This is a genomic window from Brevundimonas sp. PAMC22021 (assembly GCF_019443405.1).
In the GTDB taxonomy this organism is placed as follows: Bacteria; Pseudomonadota; Alphaproteobacteria; order Caulobacterales; family Caulobacteraceae; genus Brevundimonas.
In genome coordinates, this window is sequence record NZ_CP080376.1 from 938,007 (window position 1) to 953,343 (window position 15,337).

The following is a 15,337-nucleotide window of genomic DNA, read 5'->3' on the forward strand; positions in this document are numbered from 1 at the left end:
TGCGCCGTAACCTTACCGACTTCACCCCTGAGGCGACGATTCGCGCAAGCGGCGAACGCGGTCAGGCGTTCGCGACAGTGGATCAAAGGGCGCGGGCGGCCTCCAGCACCTCCTGCGCATGGCCCTTGACCGAGACCTTGCGCCAGGCGCGTCGGATGCGACCCTCCGCGTCCACAAGGAAGGTCGCCCGCTCGATCCCCATGTATTTGCGGCCATAGAGGGTCTTTTCCACCCAGACGCCCCAGGCCTCGCAGGCGGCGCCGTCCTCGTCGGAAGCCAGGATCACGTCCAATGCGTGCTTGGCCTTGAAGCGGCCGTGCTTGGCCACGGTGTCCCTGGACACGCCGATGACGGCAACGCCCAATGCGGCGAATTCGCCGGCCAAGGCGGTGAAGTCCTGCGCCTCGCGCGTACAGCCGGCGGTGTCGTCCTTGGGGTAGAAATAGATCACGACCGCACGGCCGAGCAAGGCGGCGAGATCGACGCGGCCGCCGCCGTCTGTGGGCAGGTCGAGAGCGGGGGCTTTCATCACGCTTCTTCTCCGCTCATCCCCGCGCAGGCGGGGATCCAGGACGCCGCATCGCTGAGGCCGCCGAGTCGGAACTCGTCGTACAGATCGCGCCAGGTCGGGTTCTGCGCCTCGATCAGTCGCAGCTTCCAGGGACGGTCCCACTTCTTGATGTGCCGTTCGCGCAGGAAGGCGGATTCGCGAGTTTCATGAGCCTCGTACCAGACCAGCAGCATCACGCCGTGTCTGGCTGTGAATCCGCCAAAGGTCTTGGCGCGGTGCTGGGCCACCCGACGGATCAAGTCGTCGGTTGATCCAGTATAGAGCGTGCCGTTCCGCTGGCTGGCCAGGATGTAGGTGAAGAAGGCCATCGTTCGTGCGCCTGTTCTGGGTCCCCGCCTTCGCGGGGATGAGCGGGACTCTAAACTGGCTTGACCAGCACGATCTTCTTCTTGCCGGCCGCCAGCTTGATCACGCCGTCGCTCACGTCGCCTTCGCCCAGCAGCTGCGCGCCGTCGGTCACCGGAACGTCGTTCAAGCGGAGGCCGCCACCCTGGGCCAGGCGGCGGGCTTCGCCGTTGGAGGCGGTCAGGCCGGCCTTGGTGACGACGGCGGCGATCATGGCGCCGAAGACCTCGGACGCGGGCAGTTCGACGGTCGGCAAATCGGCCGACAATCTGCCCTGCTCAAACGCGGCTTCGGCGGCGGCGCGGGCCTGAGCGGCGGCCTCTGCGCCGTGCAGCATGGTGGTGGCGGCGTCGGCCAGCGCCTTCTTGGCGTCGTTGATGGCGGCGCCTTCAAGCGCCTCGTAGCCGGCGATCTCGGCGTCCGACAGGTCGGTGAACAGGCGCATGAACCGGCCCACGTCGCCGTCCTCGGTGTTACGCCAGTACTGCCAGTAGTCGTAAGGCGACAGGGCGTCGGCGTTCAGCCAGACCGCGCCGCCCACCGTCTTGCCCATCTTCTGGCCCGAGGCGGTGGACAGCAGCGGGGTGGTCAGGCCGAAGGCGGCCTTCTGATCGACCCGCCGGGTCAGTTCGACGCCGTTGACGATGTTGCCCCACTGATCCGAGCCGCCCATCTGAAGCTGGCAGCCGTAGCGGCGGTTCAGCTCCAGGAAGTCGGTGGCCTGCATCAGCATGTAGTTGAACTCGAGAAACGTCAGCGGCTGCTCGCGTTCGAGCCGCAGCTTGACCGAGTCGAAGCTCAGCATGCGGTTGACGGTGAAGTGCGTGCCGTAGTCGCGCAGGAACTCCAGGTAGCCGAGTTTCGACAGCCATTCGTCGTTGTCGAGCATGATCGCGTCTGTCGGGCCGTCGCCGAAGTGGAGGAACTTCTCGAACACGCCTCGGATGCCGGCGATGTTCTCGGCGATCCGCTCTTCGGTCAGCAGGGGGCGCTGGGTGTCCTTGAATGAGGGATCGCCGACCTTGGTCGTGCCGCCGCCCATCAGGACGATGGGCTTGTGCCCCGCCTGCTGAAGCCGACGCAGCAGCATGATCTGGATCAGGTGGCCGACGTGCAGCGACGGCGCGGTGGCGTCAAAGCCGATGTAGCCGGTCACCACGCCCGCCGAGGCCGCCGCATCCAGCTCCGCCGGGTGGGTGATCTGGTGGATATAGCCGCGCGCCTGCATGGTCTGGAGGAAGTCGGACGTAAAGGCGTGTTCGGTCATGGTCGGCTTGCGGCGCTTGGCGTGAGGGGGAAGGGGCGTGTAGCACGGCTGTCGCCTCGAGGGGGAGGCTTGGCGGTGGAGGCGGAAAGGTGGCGCACGAACTGAAGCCCTTCGGCGGGATGGCCGGCGGCCTGTCGTTGTCCGTCGAAGTTGAGCGGCGCGCACAGGGGCTGTGGCTGAGGTTCGTCCTTGAAGGCGATGTGGATGCGGTGGCGTGGCCGCCGCTTTCGGCGCGGGGACGAGCGGACGATCTGTGGCGCCACACCTGCTTCGAAGCGTTTGTGCGTACAGGCGGCGGCTATGTCGAGTTCAACCTGTCGCCGTCCGGTGCGTGGGCGTCCTATAGGTTTGACGGTTACCGCAGGGGCATGGTCCAGGCGCCGGAAAGGGTCGAGGTCTCCGGCCTCGATGGCGCGGAAGCCTATGTGGCGCTCGAAGGGCTCGTCGACCTGCCGCCGGACGCGGCGGCTCTGGCGCTGTCGGCCGTGGTCGAACGGGAGGATGGTCGGATTTCCTATTGGGCGCTGAGGCATCCCTCGGATAAGCCGGACTTCCACCATCCGGAATCCTTTGTGCTGGACCTTCCATGAACTTCGGCCTCGACCGCCTGCTGTCCGATTCCACGCTCCGGGCCGAGCTGAAGGGGCGGCGCGTCGCCTTGCTGGCGCATCCGGCGTCGGTGACCAAGGACCTGACGCATGCGGTGGATGCGTTGGCCGCCTGTCCCGAGATCACGCTGGCGGCGGCCTTTGGTCCCCAGCACGGGATGAAGGGCGACCTGCAGGACAATATGATGGAGAGCCCGGACTACACCGACCCGGTGCACGGCATTCCGGTGTTCAGCCTCTATGGCGAGGTGCGGCGTCCGCGCGGGCAGTGGATGGGCACGTTCGACGTGCTGCTGGTGGATCTCCAGGACTTGGGGTGCCGCATCTACACCTTCGTGACCACGCTTCTGTATGTGCTGGAGGCGGCGGCCGAGCACGGCAAGACGGTGTGGGTGCTGGATCGACCCAATCCCGCCGGGCGACCGGTCGAGGGCCTGACGCTGCGCCCCGGCTGGGAGAGCTTCGTCGGCGCCGGGCCGATGCCGATGCGGCACGGCCTGACCATGGGCGAACTAGGCCTGTGGTTCATCGACCGTCTCAAGCTGGACGTCGATTATCGCGTGATCCCCATGGAGGGATGGCGGCCAGGGGAGGGGCCGGGGTTCGGCTGGCCGCTGCTGGACCGGGCCTGGATCAACCCCAGCCCCAATGCGCCCAACCTGTCGATGGCGCGGGCCTATGCCGGCACGGTGATGCTGGAGGGAACAACACTGTCCGAGGGGCGCGGCACGACCCGGCCGCTGGAGCTGTTCGGCGCGCCGGACATCGACGCGCGGGCGGTGATCGCAGAGATGCAGGCGCTGGCGCCCGAGTGGCTGACCGGCTGCGTGCTGCGCGACTGCTGGTTCGAGCCGACCTTCCACAAGCATGTGGGGCGGCTGTGCTCGGGGGTGCAAATCCACGTGGAGGGGCCGCACTACGATCACGCGGCCTTCCGGCCTTGGCGGGTGCAGGCGCTGGCGTTCAAGGCGATCCGGCGGCTGTATCCGGACTACGACCTGTGGCGCGATTTCCCGTACGAGTACGCCTTCGGCAAGCTGGCCATCGACGTCATCAACGGCTCGCCGCTGCTGCGGGAGTGGGTGGACGATCCGGCGGCCACGCCGGCCGATCTGGATGCGGTGACCCAGCCCGACGAACAGGCCTGGGAAGAGGCGCGCCGGCCGTTCCTGATCTACTAAGGACGGCCGGTTCGGCTCAGGCCGGCTTCTCGGCCAGGCGCTTGTCGAGGTAGGCGCCGACGCGGCGGTCGACGGCGGGGACGTGGTCCTGCCAGAAGTGGCTGGCGCCTTCCTCCAGCTCGTAATCGATGACGATGCCCTTCTGGCTGCGCAGCTTGTTGACCACGCGCTCGACCTCGATCGGCGGCACGATGGTGTCGGCGGTGCCGTGCAGGAAGAGGCCGGACGCCGGACAGGGCGCCAGGAAGCTGAAGTCGTACATGTTGGACGGCGGCGAGACCGAGATGAAGCCGTCCGTTTCGGGCCGGCGCATCAACAGCTGCATGCCGATGTAGGCGCCGAACTGATAGCCGGCGACCCAGGTCTGGCTGGCGCCCGGATTGTTGGCCTGAAGCCAGTCCAGGGCGGTGGCGGCGTCCGCCAGCTCGCCGATGCCCGAATCGAACTCGCCCTGCGATTTGCCCACGCCGCGCGAGTTGTAGCGAAGGGTGGCGAAGCCGCGCTGCACGAACAGCTGGTGCAGGGTCACCGCGACCGGGTTGTTCATGTGACCGCCCGCCTTGGGGTGCGGGTGCAGGATCAGGGCGATCGGGGCGTTCGGCCGCTTGCCGGGCGAGTAGCGGCCTTCGATGCGGCCGGAGGCGCCGGGCAGGATGACTTCGGGCATTCAGGGCTCCGGAATCCGTTCAAGTGTCGTTTCGCCGCCGGGCAATACTTGACCGCATCGGTAGGACTTTCTAAGTCCGGCCTGCGCGCCGACGCCCTGGCGAGGGCGCGGGTTCTAGCACAGGAGCCCCGAAAAGCGCGCGGATTTTCATAGGTGCGCAATGCGTCTGTCGACCAAGGGACGATACGCCGTGATGGCGATGGCCGACCTGGCCAAGAACGGGCGCGCCGCCGACGGGCAGACCCGCGCCGTGTCCCTGGCCGAGATCGCCGCACGCCAGGAGATTTCGCTGAGCTATCTGGAGCAGTTGTTCGCCCGTTTGCGCAAGAGCGGGCTGGTCAGAAGCGTGCGCGGACCCGGCGGCGGCTATCGGCTGGCTAAGGATGCGGACCAGACGGTGGTGGCCGAGATCGTCTTGGCTGTGGACGAGCCGATCCGGGCGACGCGGTGCGTGGCGCACGGCTCGCCCAAGGGCTGCATGCTGGCCGGCGAGCGGTGCATCACCCATAACCTGTGGGAAGATCTGGGCGAGGAAATCCATCGCTATCTGGCGGGCGTGTCGCTGGAGGACGTGGTGATGAACCGCACCGGGCGGCGGGGCGACGTTGCGGCGGCTCAGCCCGAAGCCGTCGGAGTGGCGGCGTGAGCGGCGTCTATCTGGACTACAATGCCTCGGCCCTGACGCGGCCCGAAGTGCAGGCGGCGACGGCGGCGGCGCTGGCCGACAACGGCAATCCATCGGCGGTGCATGCGGCGGGCCGACGCGCACGCGCGCGGATCGAGACGGCGCGGGCGCAGGTGGCCGAACTGGTCGGCGTTGATCCGACGGCGGTGGTGTTCAACTCGGGCGGCACGGAGGCGAATGCGCAAGGCGTCGCTAGCGCGCTGGCCGCCGGATGCGAGCGGCTGATCGTCTCGGCGACCGAGCACCCTTGCGTAGCCGAGACGGCGGCGAACGCCGGCGCGGCGGTCGAGGTGCTGCCGGTCGATGCGGACGGCATGGTCGATCTGGACTGGCTGAAGGCGGCGCTGGCGCGTCCCGGACGGGCGGCGGTCGCCATCCACCACGCCAACAACGAAAGCGGCGTGATTCAGCCGATCACCGAAGCGGCCGCCTTGGTGCGGGCGGCGGACGGCTGGCTGCACGTCGATGCGATCCAGTCTGCGGGCAAGATCACGGTCAACATGCGCGACCTGGACGCCGACAGCCTGACGCTGTCAGCACACAAGCTGGGCGGGCCGCAGGGCGTGGGCGCCCTGGTGCTGAAGGAAGGCCGCACGGGCGTGCGCATCCTGCACGGCGCGGGGCAGGAGCGCGGCCTGCGCGCGGGGACAGAGAATGTCGCGGGAATCGCGGGCCTCGGCGTCGCGGCGGGCTGCGCCATGCGCGACCTGTCGCAGGCGGCGGATCACGTCGCCTGGCGCGATGCGGCGGCTACGGCGGTCAAGGCGGCGGGCGCGGTGGTGATCGGCGAGGGCGCGCCGCGCCTGCCCAACACCCTGTTCCTGGCGGTTTCCGACTGGGACAGCCCGCAGCAGCTGATCACCTTGGATCTCGCCGGCGTCATGGTCTCGGCCGGCTCGGCCTGTTCGTCGGGCAAGGTGAAACCGTCCAAGACGATCGCGGCCATGGGGCTGGACGCCTTGGCTCGCGGGGCCGTGCGCGTCTCCGGCGGCTGGGGCACGACGCAAGCCGACTGGGTCCGGTTCGCGGATGCGTGGTCGGGCGCCTATATGAAGCACAGGACGCGCCAGGCAGAGCGCGTGAAGGAAGTCGCGTAAATCATGGCCGCCGTTCAGGAAACCATCGACGCCGTCGCCGAGCTGGAGCGCTACAAGCACGGCTTCACCTCGGATATCGAGCAGGAGTTCGCGCCCAAGGGCCTGAGCGCAGACATCGTGCGCTTCATCTCCGAAAAGAAGGGCGAGCCGGAATGGATGCTGGAGTGGCGCCTCGCCGCCTATGAACGCTGGCTGGCGATGGAGGAGCCGACCTGGGCGGCGGTGAAGTACGAGCCTGTCGATTATCAGGACCTGTATTACTACGCCGCGCCGAAGCAGAAGGAGGGACCCAAGTCGCTGGACGAGGTCGATCCCGAGCTGCTGGCCGTCTACGAGAAACTCGGCATTCCGCTGAAGGAGCAGGCGGTGCTGGCGGGCGTGCAAGGCGCGCCTCGGGTAGCGGTGGACGCGGTGTTCGACAGCGTCAGCGTGGTCACCACCTTCAAGGAAGAGCTGTCCAAGGCCGGCGTGATCTTCATGCCGATCTCAGAGGCGCTGCGCGAACACCCCGAGCTGGTGCGCCAGTATCTGGGGTCGGTGGTGCCGGTTTCGGACAACTATTTCGCGGCGCTGAACAGCGCGGTGTTTTCGGACGGATCGTTCGTCTACATCCCGCCGGGCGTGCGCTGCCCGATGGAGCTGTCGACCTATTTCCGCATCAATGCATCTCAGACGGGCCAGTTCGAGCGGACGCTGATCATCGCCGACAAGGGCAGCTATGTCTCCTATCTGGAGGGCTGCACGGCGCCGATGCGCGACGAGAACCAGCTGCATGCGGCGGTGGTGGAGATCGTGGCGCTGGACGACGCCGAGGTGAAATATTCGACCGTCCAGAACTGGTATCCGGGCGACGCGGAAGGGCGGGGCGGCATCTACAACTTTGTCACCAAACGCGCCGACTGCCGGGGCGATCGGTCCAAGGTGTCCTGGACGCAGGTCGAGACGGGCTCGGCCGTGACGTGGAAGTATCCGTCCTGCGTGCTGCGAGGCGAGGAAAGCTCGGGCGAGTTCTATTCGATCGCCATCACCAACGGGCATCAGCAGGCAGACACCGGCACCAAGATGATCCACCTGGGCCGAAACTCCAAGTCGCGCATCATCGCCAAGGCGGTGTCGGCGGGACGGTCGGATTCGACCTATCGCGGCCTGGTGTCGGTGCACCCCAAGGCCGAGAACGTGCGCAACTTCACCCAATGCGACAGCCTGCTGATCGGCAAGGAGTGCGGATCGCATACCGTGCCCTACGTCGAGGCGCGCAACGGCTCGGCCCAGCTGGAGCACGAGGCCACGACGACCCGCCTGTCCGACGACCAGCTGTTCTACGCCCAGCAACGCGGCCTGAGCCAGGAAGAGGCGGTTGCGCTTCTGGTCAACGGCTTCGTCCGCGACGTGCTGCAGGAACTGCCGATGGAGTTCGCCGTCGAGGCGCAAAAGCTGGTGGCGATCAGCCTTGAAGGCTCGGTTGGTTAGACAACAAGAAAAACAATGCTGAACATCAACAATCTCCACGTTTCCGTTGGCGACAAGCCGATCCTCAAGGGACTGACGCTCGATGTGCCCGCTGGCGAGGTGCACGCCGTCATGGGGCCGAACGGGGCGGGGAAGTCGACGCTGGGATACGCCTTGTCGGGGCGGCCGGGCTATGAGGCGACGGAAGGGTCAGCCGCCTGGAATGGCGAGGACCTGCTGGCGCTGGAGCCGGCCGAGCGGGCGGCCAGGGGCGTGTTTCTGTCATTCCAATATCCGATCGAGATCCCGGGCGTGCCGGCGCTGACGTTCGTGCGTACGGCGCTGAATGCGCAGAAGCGCCAGCGCGGCGAGGAGGAGGTGTCGGCGCCGGCGTTCCTGAAGCTGGTGCGCGAAGCGTCCAAGCGCCTGCGGATGGACTTCGACATGCTGAAGCGGCCGCTGAACGTCGGCTTCTCGGGCGGCGAGAAGAAGCGGATGGAGATCCTGCAGATGGCGCTGCTGGAGCCGTCGCTGCTGATTCTGGACGAGACGGATTCGGGCCTCGACATCGACGCCCTGCGGATCGTGTCTGAGGGGGTCAACGCGCTGCGCTCGCCGGACCGGGCGATGCTGGTGATCACCCACTATCAGCGGCTTCTGGACTATATCAAGCCGGACCGGGTGCATGTGCTGGCGGCCGGCCGGATCGTGGCCTCGGGCGGGCCGGAACTGGCGCTGCAGCTGGAGGCGGAAGGCTACGACAAGTATCTTCCGGCCGCGGCATGACGGCGGCGCTCGATATCCGCGACGCCTCGACCTTTCCTTCGCGGCGGGTGGAGGCCTGGCGCTACAGTGACCTGAGGCGGGTGCTGAGAGAAGCGCCGCCGCCTTCCGGCCCGGCTGAGGTCGGCGGGCCGGGGCCTTTCCACGACCTGGGCGGGGACGCGATTGTCTTCGCCAACGGGCGGCCGGTCGGCGTAACGGACTTCATCGCCGGCGGCGAGCAGACGCTGCGGCTGCGCTTCATCTCCGATGCGACCGGAACGGCGCACGCCGCCTCGGCTCGGGTCTCGGCTCGGCCGGGCGCGAAGCTGCTGCTGCTGGAGAGCCATGAAGGCAGCGGTTCGGCCTATCTGGCGCATAATCGGCTGGAGCTGGATGTGGCGGCGGGCGCCGAGGTGACGCGCATCGTCCTGGTCGAAGAGCCTGAGGCTGCGCTGTCGGTCACCGAGGCCAGGGTTCGGGTCGAGGCGGGCGGCGTCTATTGCCAGACGATCGTGGCCACCGGCGCGCGGCTGCAGCGGCTGGAAACGCAGCTGACGCATGGCGGCGAGGGCGCCGAGGTGCGGATGGATGGGCTTTATCTGCTGAACGGCTCGCGGCATGTGGACATGACCACCGTGGCCGATCATGTGGCCCCGAACGGAGCTACCAGCCAACTGACCAAGGGCGTGGCGCGAGACACCGCGCGCGGCGTCTTCCAGGGCAAGATCGTGGTTCAGCGTGGGGCGGACGGCACGGACGCGCGGATGGGCCATCATGCGCTGATCGCCTCCGAGCGGGCCGAGATCGACGCCAAGCCTGAGCTGATCATCTATGCCGACGACGTTCAGTGCGCGCACGGCAACACGGTCGGCAATCTGGACGAGAGCGCCCTGTTCTACATGCAGCAACGCGGCATTCCGGCGGACGAGGCGAAGGCGCTGCTGACGCAAGCCTTTTTGATCGAGGTGGTGGACCGGATCGAGCACGAGGCGGCTCGGAAAGTGGTGCGGGAATGGCTGACGGTCAGGCTGTGAAAAGTCCTCCCCTCTTGGGGGAGGGGGACCATGCGAAGCATGGTGGAGGGGGCGCGCCCCAGACACCATCCTTGCGTTCGGCCCCCTCCACCGCTTCGCGGTCCCCCTCCCCCAATGAGGGAGGATTCGATCCCTATGCCGCGCGCGCGCAGTTCCCGATCCTGTCGCGGACGGTGAACGGCAAGCCGCTGGTCTATCTGGACAATGCCGCCTCGGCGCAGAAGCCAAGGGCGGTGATCGACGCCATGGTCGGCGCGATGGAAGGCGCCTACGCCAATGTGCACCGGGGGCTGCACACCCTGGCCAACGAGACGACCGAGGCGTTCGAGGCGGCGCGGGAGACAGCGGCGCGGTTCCTGAACGCCGAGGCGGCTTCCAACATCGTCTGGACCAAGGGCGGGACCGAGGCGGTGAACCTGGTGGCGTCCAGCCTGGGGCAATCGATCCAGCCGGGCGACGAGATCATCATCTCGGAGATGGAGCACCACTCCAACATCGTGCCTTGGCACCTGTTGCGCGAGCGGCGGGGCGCGGTGCTGAAATGGATCCCGATCCTGGACGACGGCTCGCTGGACATGCAGGCCTATGCGAGCCTGCTGAGCGAGCGGACGCGGATTGTATCGGTGACGCACATGTCCAATGTGCTGGGCACGATCAATCCGGTGAAGCGGATCACTGAAATGGCGCATGCGGTCGGGGCGCGCGTGCTGATCGACGGCTGCCAGGGCGGGGTGCACGCCCAGCCGGACGTGCAGGCTATCGGCTGCGACTTCTACGTCCTGACCGGCCACAAGCTTTATGGGCCGACCGGGATCGGCGTCCTCTACGGGACCACGGAGGCGCTGGAGGCGCTGCCGCCGTATCAGGGCGGAGGCGAGATGATCGAGACGGTGACGCGGGATCGCATCACCTACGCCAAGCCGCCGCACCGGTTCGAGGCGGGCACGCCGCCGATCCTGGAGGCGATCGGCCTGGGCGCCGCTTTGAATTGGTTCATGGGTTTCGATCGCGCGGCGGTGCGGGCGCACGAGGACGCGCTGTACGAACACGCCCGCGCGCGGCTGACGGACGCCGGATGGCTGAGAGTGCTCGGCGAGGCGGAAGGCAAGGGTGCGATCCTGGCCTTTGCGGTCGAGGGCGCGCACGCGCACGACGTGGCCCAGATCATGGACCGCTATGGCGTGGCGGTCCGGGCGGGGCTGCACTGCTGCGAGCCGCTGGCGCAGCGACTGGGCGTGACGTCGAGCACGCGGGCGTCGTTCGCCCTATATAACACGCTGGAGGACGCGGACGCCTTCGCCGATGCGCTGATCAAGGCGCGCAACTTCTTTGTGTAAGCCATGACCGACACTCCCGTTTCCGACAGCGACGCCTTTGCCGAGGCCTGGAACGAGCCGCAGAAGAGCGCCCTGTCGCAGGGCGAGCTCGACAAGCTGACCGACGACCTAATCGAGGCGTTGAAGACGGTGTTCGACCCCGAAATCCCAGTCGACATCTATGAGCTGGGACTGATCTACCGCGTGGACGTGTCGGACGACCGCGACGTGGTGGTGGACATGACCCTGACGGCGCCAGGTTGCCCGGTGGCCGGCGAAATGCCGGGCTGGGTGCAGGATGCTGTGTTGAAGGTCGAAGGCGTGCGCTCGGCTCACGCCAACCTGGTGTTCGATCCGCCGTGGGACCCTTCGAAAATGAGCGACGAAGCCAAGCTCGCGCTGAACATGTTCTGACCATGACCGAGCTTCAAACCACCACCCGTCCCCGTCGTCCCCGGCCCAAGGTCGTCACCTTGACGGACGCCGCCGCCGAGCGCGTGCGCGAAATCATGGACCATGCCGACAAGCCCTATATCGGCCTGCGCGTCGGGGTGAAGAACGGCGGCTGCGCCGGGCAGGAGTACACCTTCGCCTATGCTGAAGAGGCCGGCCTGCTGGACGAGGTGGTCGAGGACAAGGGCGTCACCGTCCTGATCGATCCCAAGGCGGTGCTGTTCCTGATCGGCACCGAGATCGACTACGAGACCACGCGTCTGTCGTCCAAGTTCGTGTTCAACAATCCCAATCAGACGGACGCCTGCGGTTGCGGAGAGAGCGTCACCATCGTGCCGGCGGCGGCGCTGGACGCCTAGACCCTCGGCGCTTCCCCCGGTGTGGCAATGAGCTCGGCGGGGGAGACGGGCTTGCCCGTGGCCTCCGCTACCAGTTCGGCGGTGCGGGTCTCGATAGCGGCTTCCAGGCGCGCCAGGAATTCGTCCTTGGGCAGGCCGGTCGGGATCGGCTCCAGGAAGTCGAGGGTGGCCGTGCCCGGGTGCTTTTCGTACCGCTCCTCGGGCCAGAACAGGCCGAGGTTGGTGGCGAGCGGCACGACCGGCATGTCGAAGTCGCGGTACATGTGCCAGACGCCGGAACGATAGCGATACTTCTTGCCGACGGGGGCCAGATGGCCCTCGGGATAGATCAGGATCCTGCGGTTTTCGGCGCGCGCCTCAGCAGCTCGGGTCGCCAGCGCCTTTCGCGCCTCGTGCCCGCCGCAGGAGGCGACAACGATGGCGCCCAGCTTCTTCAGCACCCCGCCCAGCAGCGGAAACTTCTCCAGGTGATCGCCGGTGACGAAGGCCAGATCGTCAAACTGGTCATAGGTGACGAAGCCGTCGCCCCAGCTCTGATGCTTCGAAGCGATGATGAAGGCGCCGGCCGGCAGGCTTGCCTTGCCCAGCACGCGCAGGCGGATGCCGGCGAACAGGCGCATGGCCTGAACCATCCGCTTCACATACCGGCGAATGACCCAGCCCGTCGGCCCTCGACCGGGCGCCAGGGCGGCAAAGGCGGCGGTCAGGCCATAGCCGATCGACAGGATCCAGTAGGCGACGTTGAAGACCAGGCTGCGCATCGCGTCTTCGGTCAGTGGGCGCGGGCCCGAGTCTCGGCGGCGGTGATCAGATTGCGGCCCGTGCGCTTTGAGCGATACAAGGCGGCGTCGGCCCGCTCCATCAGGGCCAGCAGGCTCTCGCCCGCCTGGCGCTCGGCAAAGCCGCCGGAGATGGTGACTGCGCCGAGTTCATCGTTGGTCGAACGACGACGCAGCGAGCGGGAGGCGATCTCCTTGCGGATGACCTCCAGCGCACAGGCGACCGCGCCGGACGCCTCGCCCGGGAAGATTAGGGCGAACTCTTCGCCGCCGAAGCGGGCCGCGAAGCGCGTCTCGCCGCAGACGCGCGACAGCACGCTGGCGACGTAGCGCAGCACCTGATCGCCCGTCTGATGGCCCCAAGTGTCGTTGAAGCGCTTGAAGTGGTCAATGTCGAGCAGGGCCAGCGTCAGCGGCGAGCCGGTGGCGTCGGCGTGGGCGCAGGCGCGCGCCAGCTGTTCGTCAAAGGCCTTGCGGTTCGCCAGGTCGGTCAGGGCGTCGGTCATCGCCTCGCGCCGGACCTGATCCAGGTTATCGCGGAGCCGGGCGATCTCGTCGGTCGAGGCTTCCAGCCGCTGCTCCAGCTTGGAGGTTTCAGCTTGGGCCTTGGCGGTGGCCGAGGTCAGGCTGGCCACCAGCGTCTTCAGGGCCTGCCCGTCGTTGGTGTGGCTGATGGTCTCCGACGCGCCCGCCAGGGTCTGGCCATAGGCGTGCTGGGAGCGGTGCGCCTCTGCGATCACGTCGGCGACGCTGGAAAGTTCGCGATCCAGCACTGCGCCGGCGTCGCGCATCTGCTCGCTCAGCTTGTTGCGCGGCAGGAACTTGGCGGCGAGGCGTTCCGAATCGGCCTCGGAGATGGAGCCCTCGACCGCCAGCACACGCTGGATCTCGGTGGCTAGCGCGCCGTCCGGCTCGTGAACGGCGTTGAGCCAGATCTCGAAGTTCAGCGGGGTCGGCCAGACGCCGGCGGCTTCCATCTCGGTGATGACGCGTTGGGCCAGGCCATAGGCCGCCGGGCCCCTTATCGCGAGATCAACCTGAGCCGCCATTCCCATCCCCCACTGCGGCGATTGCGATTCGCCGTTCATATGGAGACATTAGCGCCATTATCCGTAACGGCGGGTTAAGTCCGCGCCGCCCCTAGGCGGGGATGGAGACGGGACGACGCAGAAAAGCGGGGATATCGTCGCCGAAACCGCGAACGCCGCCGCGTTCGGGTTCGGACGCCCGGCGCTCGCCGCGACGGTCCGACTGGCGAAGCTGAGGTTCCGAGCGGGGGGGCGTGCGGGGCTCGGCGCGCGGCTCTGCGGGAGCCTCGACCAGAACGGGTTCGGGCGCGGGCGCGACCTGCGTTTCAGCCTCGGCCTCCGGCTTGCGGCCTCGGCGGGCGCGCGAGCGGGTGGAGGAGGCTTCCGCTTCGGCGGGCGCCGCCGCAACGGCCTCGGGCGTCTCTTCGCGGCGCGCGCGACCGCGCTCGGAGCGGTCGCCACGGCCATGTCCGCGACCTTGGCCGCGGCCCTCGTCACGGCGCGGCGCGTCCTTGATGGCGGAGAAGTCGATGTCGAGCGACAGCTCCTCCGGCTCCTTCTTGATCAGCTTCAGCACCTTGTCGAGCGACTTGTCGTCGGCCGGGGTGACGATCATGAAGGCCTGGCCCAGCCGTCCCGCGCGACCGGTGCGGCCGATGCGGTGGACGTAGTCGTCGGCGTGGTGCGACACGTCGTAGTTGAAGACATGGCTGACGTCGGGGATGTCGAGGCCGCGAGCGGCGACATCCGAGGCCACCAAAATCTTCAGATCGCCGGCGCGGAAGTCGGCCAGCGTCTTCATGCGCTGGGCCTGATCCAGGTCGCCGTGGATCGGCGCGGCGTCGAAGCCGTGGACCTTCAGCGACTTGGCGACGATGTCCACTTCCGACTTGCGGTTGCAGAAGACGATGCCGTTCTTGACGTCCGCCCGCTCGACCAGGGCGCGCAGAGCCGTGCGCTTGGCCTTGGGATCGCTGGAGGGGATGCGGACCAGATACTGGGTGATGGTGTCGGCGGTCATGGCCGGACGCGACGCCTCAATCCGGGTCGGATCCTTGAGGAAGGCGGTGGTCAGGCGCGTGATCTCCGGCGGCATGGTGGCCGAGAAGAACAGGGTCTGACGGCGCGGCGGCGTCAGCTTGAAGATCCGCTCGATGTCGGGGATGAAGCCCATGTCGAGCATGCGGTCGGCCTCGTCGACCACCATGATCTCGACGCCGGTCAGCAGCATCTTGCCGCGCTCGAACAGGTCGAGCAGACGGCCCGGGGTGGCGATCAGCACGTCCACGCCCTTGTTCAGGGCGGCGACCTGGTCGCCCATGGACACGCCGCCGATCAGCAGCACCCACGAAAGCTTGGTGCCCTTGGCGTATTTGGCGAAGCTTTCGGCCACCTGATCGGCCAGCTCGCGTGTCGGCGCCAGGACAATGGCGCGCGGCATGCGGGCCCGGGCGCGGCCGGTGGACAGGCGATCCACCAGGGGCAGGGTGAAGGCGGCCGTCTTGCCCGTGCCGGTCTGGGCGATGCCCAGAACATCGCGGCCGGCGAGCGCCACCGGGATGGCCGAGGCCTGGATCGGGGTGGCGGTGGTGTAGCCGGTCTCGGCGACCGCCTGCAGGGTCGTGGGCGAAAGGCCCAGGGTGGTGAATTCTGTCATGTATCCTTGGGGACGAAAAAAGCGTCTGCGTGCGTCGTTAAGCGACGGAACCGCCCTGATGCTTGGGCGAGCGGGC

17 protein-coding genes are annotated in these 15,337 nt (G+C 67.6%); 10 read left to right on the plus strand and 7 right to left on the minus strand.

The genetic code is table 11. The annotated features are described in order from the left end of the window. Nucleotides 1–82: 82 nt before the first annotated feature. The 3 genes from KY493_RS04590 to tyrS are packed head-to-tail and all read right to left on the minus strand — an operon-like array spanning nucleotide 83 to nucleotide 2,183. Entirely contained in the window at nucleotides 83–529 is a 447-nt protein-coding gene (locus KY493_RS04590; protein WP_219897802.1) for a peroxiredoxin, read from the minus strand. Continuing rightward, nucleotides 529–879 (minus strand): GIY-YIG nuclease family protein, encoded by a 351-nt coding sequence (locus KY493_RS04595; RefSeq protein WP_219897803.1) that lies wholly within the window; start codon nucleotides 877–879, stop codon nucleotides 529–531. The genes KY493_RS04590 and KY493_RS04595 overlap by 1 nt, the downstream gene beginning before the upstream one ends. 50 nt (nucleotides 880–929) lie before the next feature. After that, complete coding sequence (gene tyrS, locus KY493_RS04600) at nucleotides 930–2,183, minus strand: tyrosine--tRNA ligase (protein WP_219897804.1); 1,254 nt, start codon at nucleotides 2,181–2,183, stop codon at nucleotides 930–932. An 89-nt stretch (nucleotides 2,184–2,272) separates the two neighbouring features. Between tyrS and KY493_RS04605 the strand changes: the two genes are divergently transcribed. After that, entirely contained in the window at nucleotides 2,273–2,773 is a 501-nt protein-coding gene (locus KY493_RS04605; RefSeq protein WP_255568032.1) for a DOMON-like domain-containing protein, read from the plus strand. Then, nucleotides 2,770–3,972, plus strand: coding sequence for an exo-beta-N-acetylmuramidase NamZ domain-containing protein (locus KY493_RS04610; protein ID WP_219897805.1), 1,203 nt, complete (start codon nucleotides 2,770–2,772; stop codon nucleotides 3,970–3,972). Before KY493_RS04605 ends, KY493_RS04610 begins: the two co-directional genes overlap by 4 nt. 16 nt (nucleotides 3,973–3,988) lie before the next feature. Here the strand turns inward: KY493_RS04610 and KY493_RS04615 are convergent, their stop codons facing one another. Next, nucleotides 3,989–4,639, minus strand: coding sequence for an alpha/beta hydrolase (locus tag KY493_RS04615; RefSeq protein WP_219897806.1), 651 nt, complete (start codon nucleotides 4,637–4,639; stop codon nucleotides 3,989–3,991). 160 nt (nucleotides 4,640–4,799) lie between these two features. Between KY493_RS04615 and KY493_RS04620 the strand changes: the two genes are divergently transcribed. The 8 genes from KY493_RS04620 (at nucleotide 4,800) to KY493_RS04655 (ending at nucleotide 11,797) form a co-directional block, all read left to right on the plus strand. Further along, complete coding sequence (locus KY493_RS04620) at nucleotides 4,800–5,285, plus strand: Rrf2 family transcriptional regulator (protein ID WP_219897807.1); 486 nt, start codon at nucleotides 4,800–4,802, stop codon at nucleotides 5,283–5,285. Then, nucleotides 5,282–6,421, plus strand: a complete 1,140-nt coding sequence (locus KY493_RS04625; RefSeq protein WP_219897808.1) for a cysteine desulfurase family protein — start codon at nucleotides 5,282–5,284, stop codon at nucleotides 6,419–6,421. Before KY493_RS04620 ends, KY493_RS04625 begins: the two co-directional genes overlap by 4 nt. A 3-nt stretch (nucleotides 6,422–6,424) precedes the next feature. Then, nucleotides 6,425–7,891, plus strand: coding sequence for a Fe-S cluster assembly protein SufB (sufB, locus tag KY493_RS04630; protein WP_219897809.1), 1,467 nt, complete (start codon nucleotides 6,425–6,427; stop codon nucleotides 7,889–7,891). Between the two features lie 15 nt (nucleotides 7,892–7,906). Further along, nucleotides 7,907–8,656 (plus strand): Fe-S cluster assembly ATPase SufC, encoded by a 750-nt coding sequence (gene sufC, locus KY493_RS04635; protein WP_219897810.1) that lies wholly within the window; start codon nucleotides 7,907–7,909, stop codon nucleotides 8,654–8,656. Then, the gene (gene sufD, locus KY493_RS04640; RefSeq protein ID WP_219897811.1) at nucleotides 8,653–9,669 is read left to right on the plus strand and encodes a Fe-S cluster assembly protein SufD; all 1,017 of its coding nucleotides are present in this window, start codon (nucleotides 8,653–8,655) and stop codon (nucleotides 9,667–9,669) included. Before sufC ends, sufD begins: the two co-directional genes overlap by 4 nt. Before the next feature lie 71 nt (nucleotides 9,670–9,740). Next, on the plus strand, nucleotides 9,741–11,006 hold the full coding sequence (locus KY493_RS04645) for a cysteine desulfurase (protein ID WP_255568033.1): 1,266 nt from the start codon (nucleotides 9,741–9,743) through the stop codon (nucleotides 11,004–11,006). A gap of 3 nt (nucleotides 11,007–11,009) precedes the next feature. Then, the gene (locus KY493_RS04650; RefSeq protein WP_219897813.1) at nucleotides 11,010–11,399 is read left to right on the plus strand and encodes an SUF system Fe-S cluster assembly protein; all 390 of its coding nucleotides are present in this window, start codon (nucleotides 11,010–11,012) and stop codon (nucleotides 11,397–11,399) included. A gap of 2 nt (nucleotides 11,400–11,401) precedes the next feature. Next, nucleotides 11,402–11,797 (plus strand): iron-sulfur cluster assembly accessory protein, encoded by a 396-nt coding sequence (locus KY493_RS04655; protein WP_219897814.1) that lies wholly within the window; start codon nucleotides 11,402–11,404, stop codon nucleotides 11,795–11,797. On the opposite strand, the gene KY493_RS04660 is transcribed toward KY493_RS04655, so the two are convergent. From KY493_RS04660 to KY493_RS04670, 3 genes are all read right to left on the minus strand, one after another. Beyond that, entirely contained in the window at nucleotides 11,794–12,558 is a 765-nt protein-coding gene (locus tag KY493_RS04660; protein WP_219897815.1) for a 1-acyl-sn-glycerol-3-phosphate acyltransferase, read from the minus strand. The two genes, KY493_RS04655 and KY493_RS04660, sit on opposite strands and share 4 nt — an antisense overlap. A gap of 11 nt (nucleotides 12,559–12,569) precedes the next feature. Continuing rightward, the gene (locus KY493_RS04665) at nucleotides 12,570–13,625 is read right to left on the minus strand and encodes a diguanylate cyclase (RefSeq protein WP_219897816.1); all 1,056 of its coding nucleotides are present in this window, start codon (nucleotides 13,623–13,625) and stop codon (nucleotides 12,570–12,572) included. A 91-nt stretch (nucleotides 13,626–13,716) separates the two neighbouring features. After that, nucleotides 13,717–15,261: a DEAD/DEAH box helicase gene (locus KY493_RS04670; protein ID WP_219897817.1), complete on the minus strand. Its 1,545-nt coding sequence runs from the start codon at nucleotides 15,259–15,261 to the stop codon at nucleotides 13,717–13,719. Nucleotides 15,262–15,337 lie beyond the last annotated feature (76 nt).

Excerpts from the sequence above, each read along its gene's own strand:
- KY493_RS04670 (WP_219897817.1), bottom strand. The coding sequence starts at position 15,261 with ATGACAGAATTCACCACCCTGGGCCTTTCGCCCACGACCCTGCAGGCG.
- KY493_RS04590 (WP_219897802.1), bottom strand. The coding sequence starts at position 529 with ATGAAAGCCCCCGCTCTCGACCTGCCCACAGACGGCGGCGGCCGCGTC.
- KY493_RS04650 (WP_219897813.1), top strand. The coding sequence starts at position 11,010 with ATGACCGACACTCCCGTTTCCGACAGCGACGCCTTTGCCGAGGCCTGG.
- sufB (WP_219897809.1), top strand. The coding sequence starts at position 6,425 with ATGGCCGCCGTTCAGGAAACCATCGACGCCGTCGCCGAGCTGGAGCGC.
- KY493_RS04655 (WP_219897814.1), top strand. The coding sequence starts at position 11,402 with ATGACCGAGCTTCAAACCACCACCCGTCCCCGTCGTCCCCGGCCCAAG.
- sufC (WP_219897810.1), top strand. The coding sequence starts at position 7,907 with ATGCTGAACATCAACAATCTCCACGTTTCCGTTGGCGACAAGCCGATC.
- sufD (WP_219897811.1), top strand. The coding sequence starts at position 8,653 with ATGACGGCGGCGCTCGATATCCGCGACGCCTCGACCTTTCCTTCGCGG.
- KY493_RS04610 (WP_219897805.1), top strand. The coding sequence starts at position 2,770 with ATGAACTTCGGCCTCGACCGCCTGCTGTCCGATTCCACGCTCCGGGCC.
- tyrS (WP_219897804.1), bottom strand. The coding sequence starts at position 2,183 with ATGACCGAACACGCCTTTACGTCCGACTTCCTCCAGACCATGCAGGCG.
- KY493_RS04660 (WP_219897815.1), bottom strand. The coding sequence starts at position 12,558 with ATGCGCAGCCTGGTCTTCAACGTCGCCTACTGGATCCTGTCGATCGGC.
- KY493_RS04665 (WP_219897816.1), bottom strand. The coding sequence starts at position 13,625 with ATGGCGGCTCAGGTTGATCTCGCGATAAGGGGCCCGGCGGCCTATGGC.
- KY493_RS04620 (WP_219897807.1), top strand. The coding sequence starts at position 4,800 with ATGCGTCTGTCGACCAAGGGACGATACGCCGTGATGGCGATGGCCGAC.
- KY493_RS04615 (WP_219897806.1), bottom strand. The coding sequence starts at position 4,639 with ATGCCCGAAGTCATCCTGCCCGGCGCCTCCGGCCGCATCGAAGGCCGC.
- KY493_RS04595 (WP_219897803.1), bottom strand. The coding sequence starts at position 879 with ATGGCCTTCTTCACCTACATCCTGGCCAGCCAGCGGAACGGCACGCTC.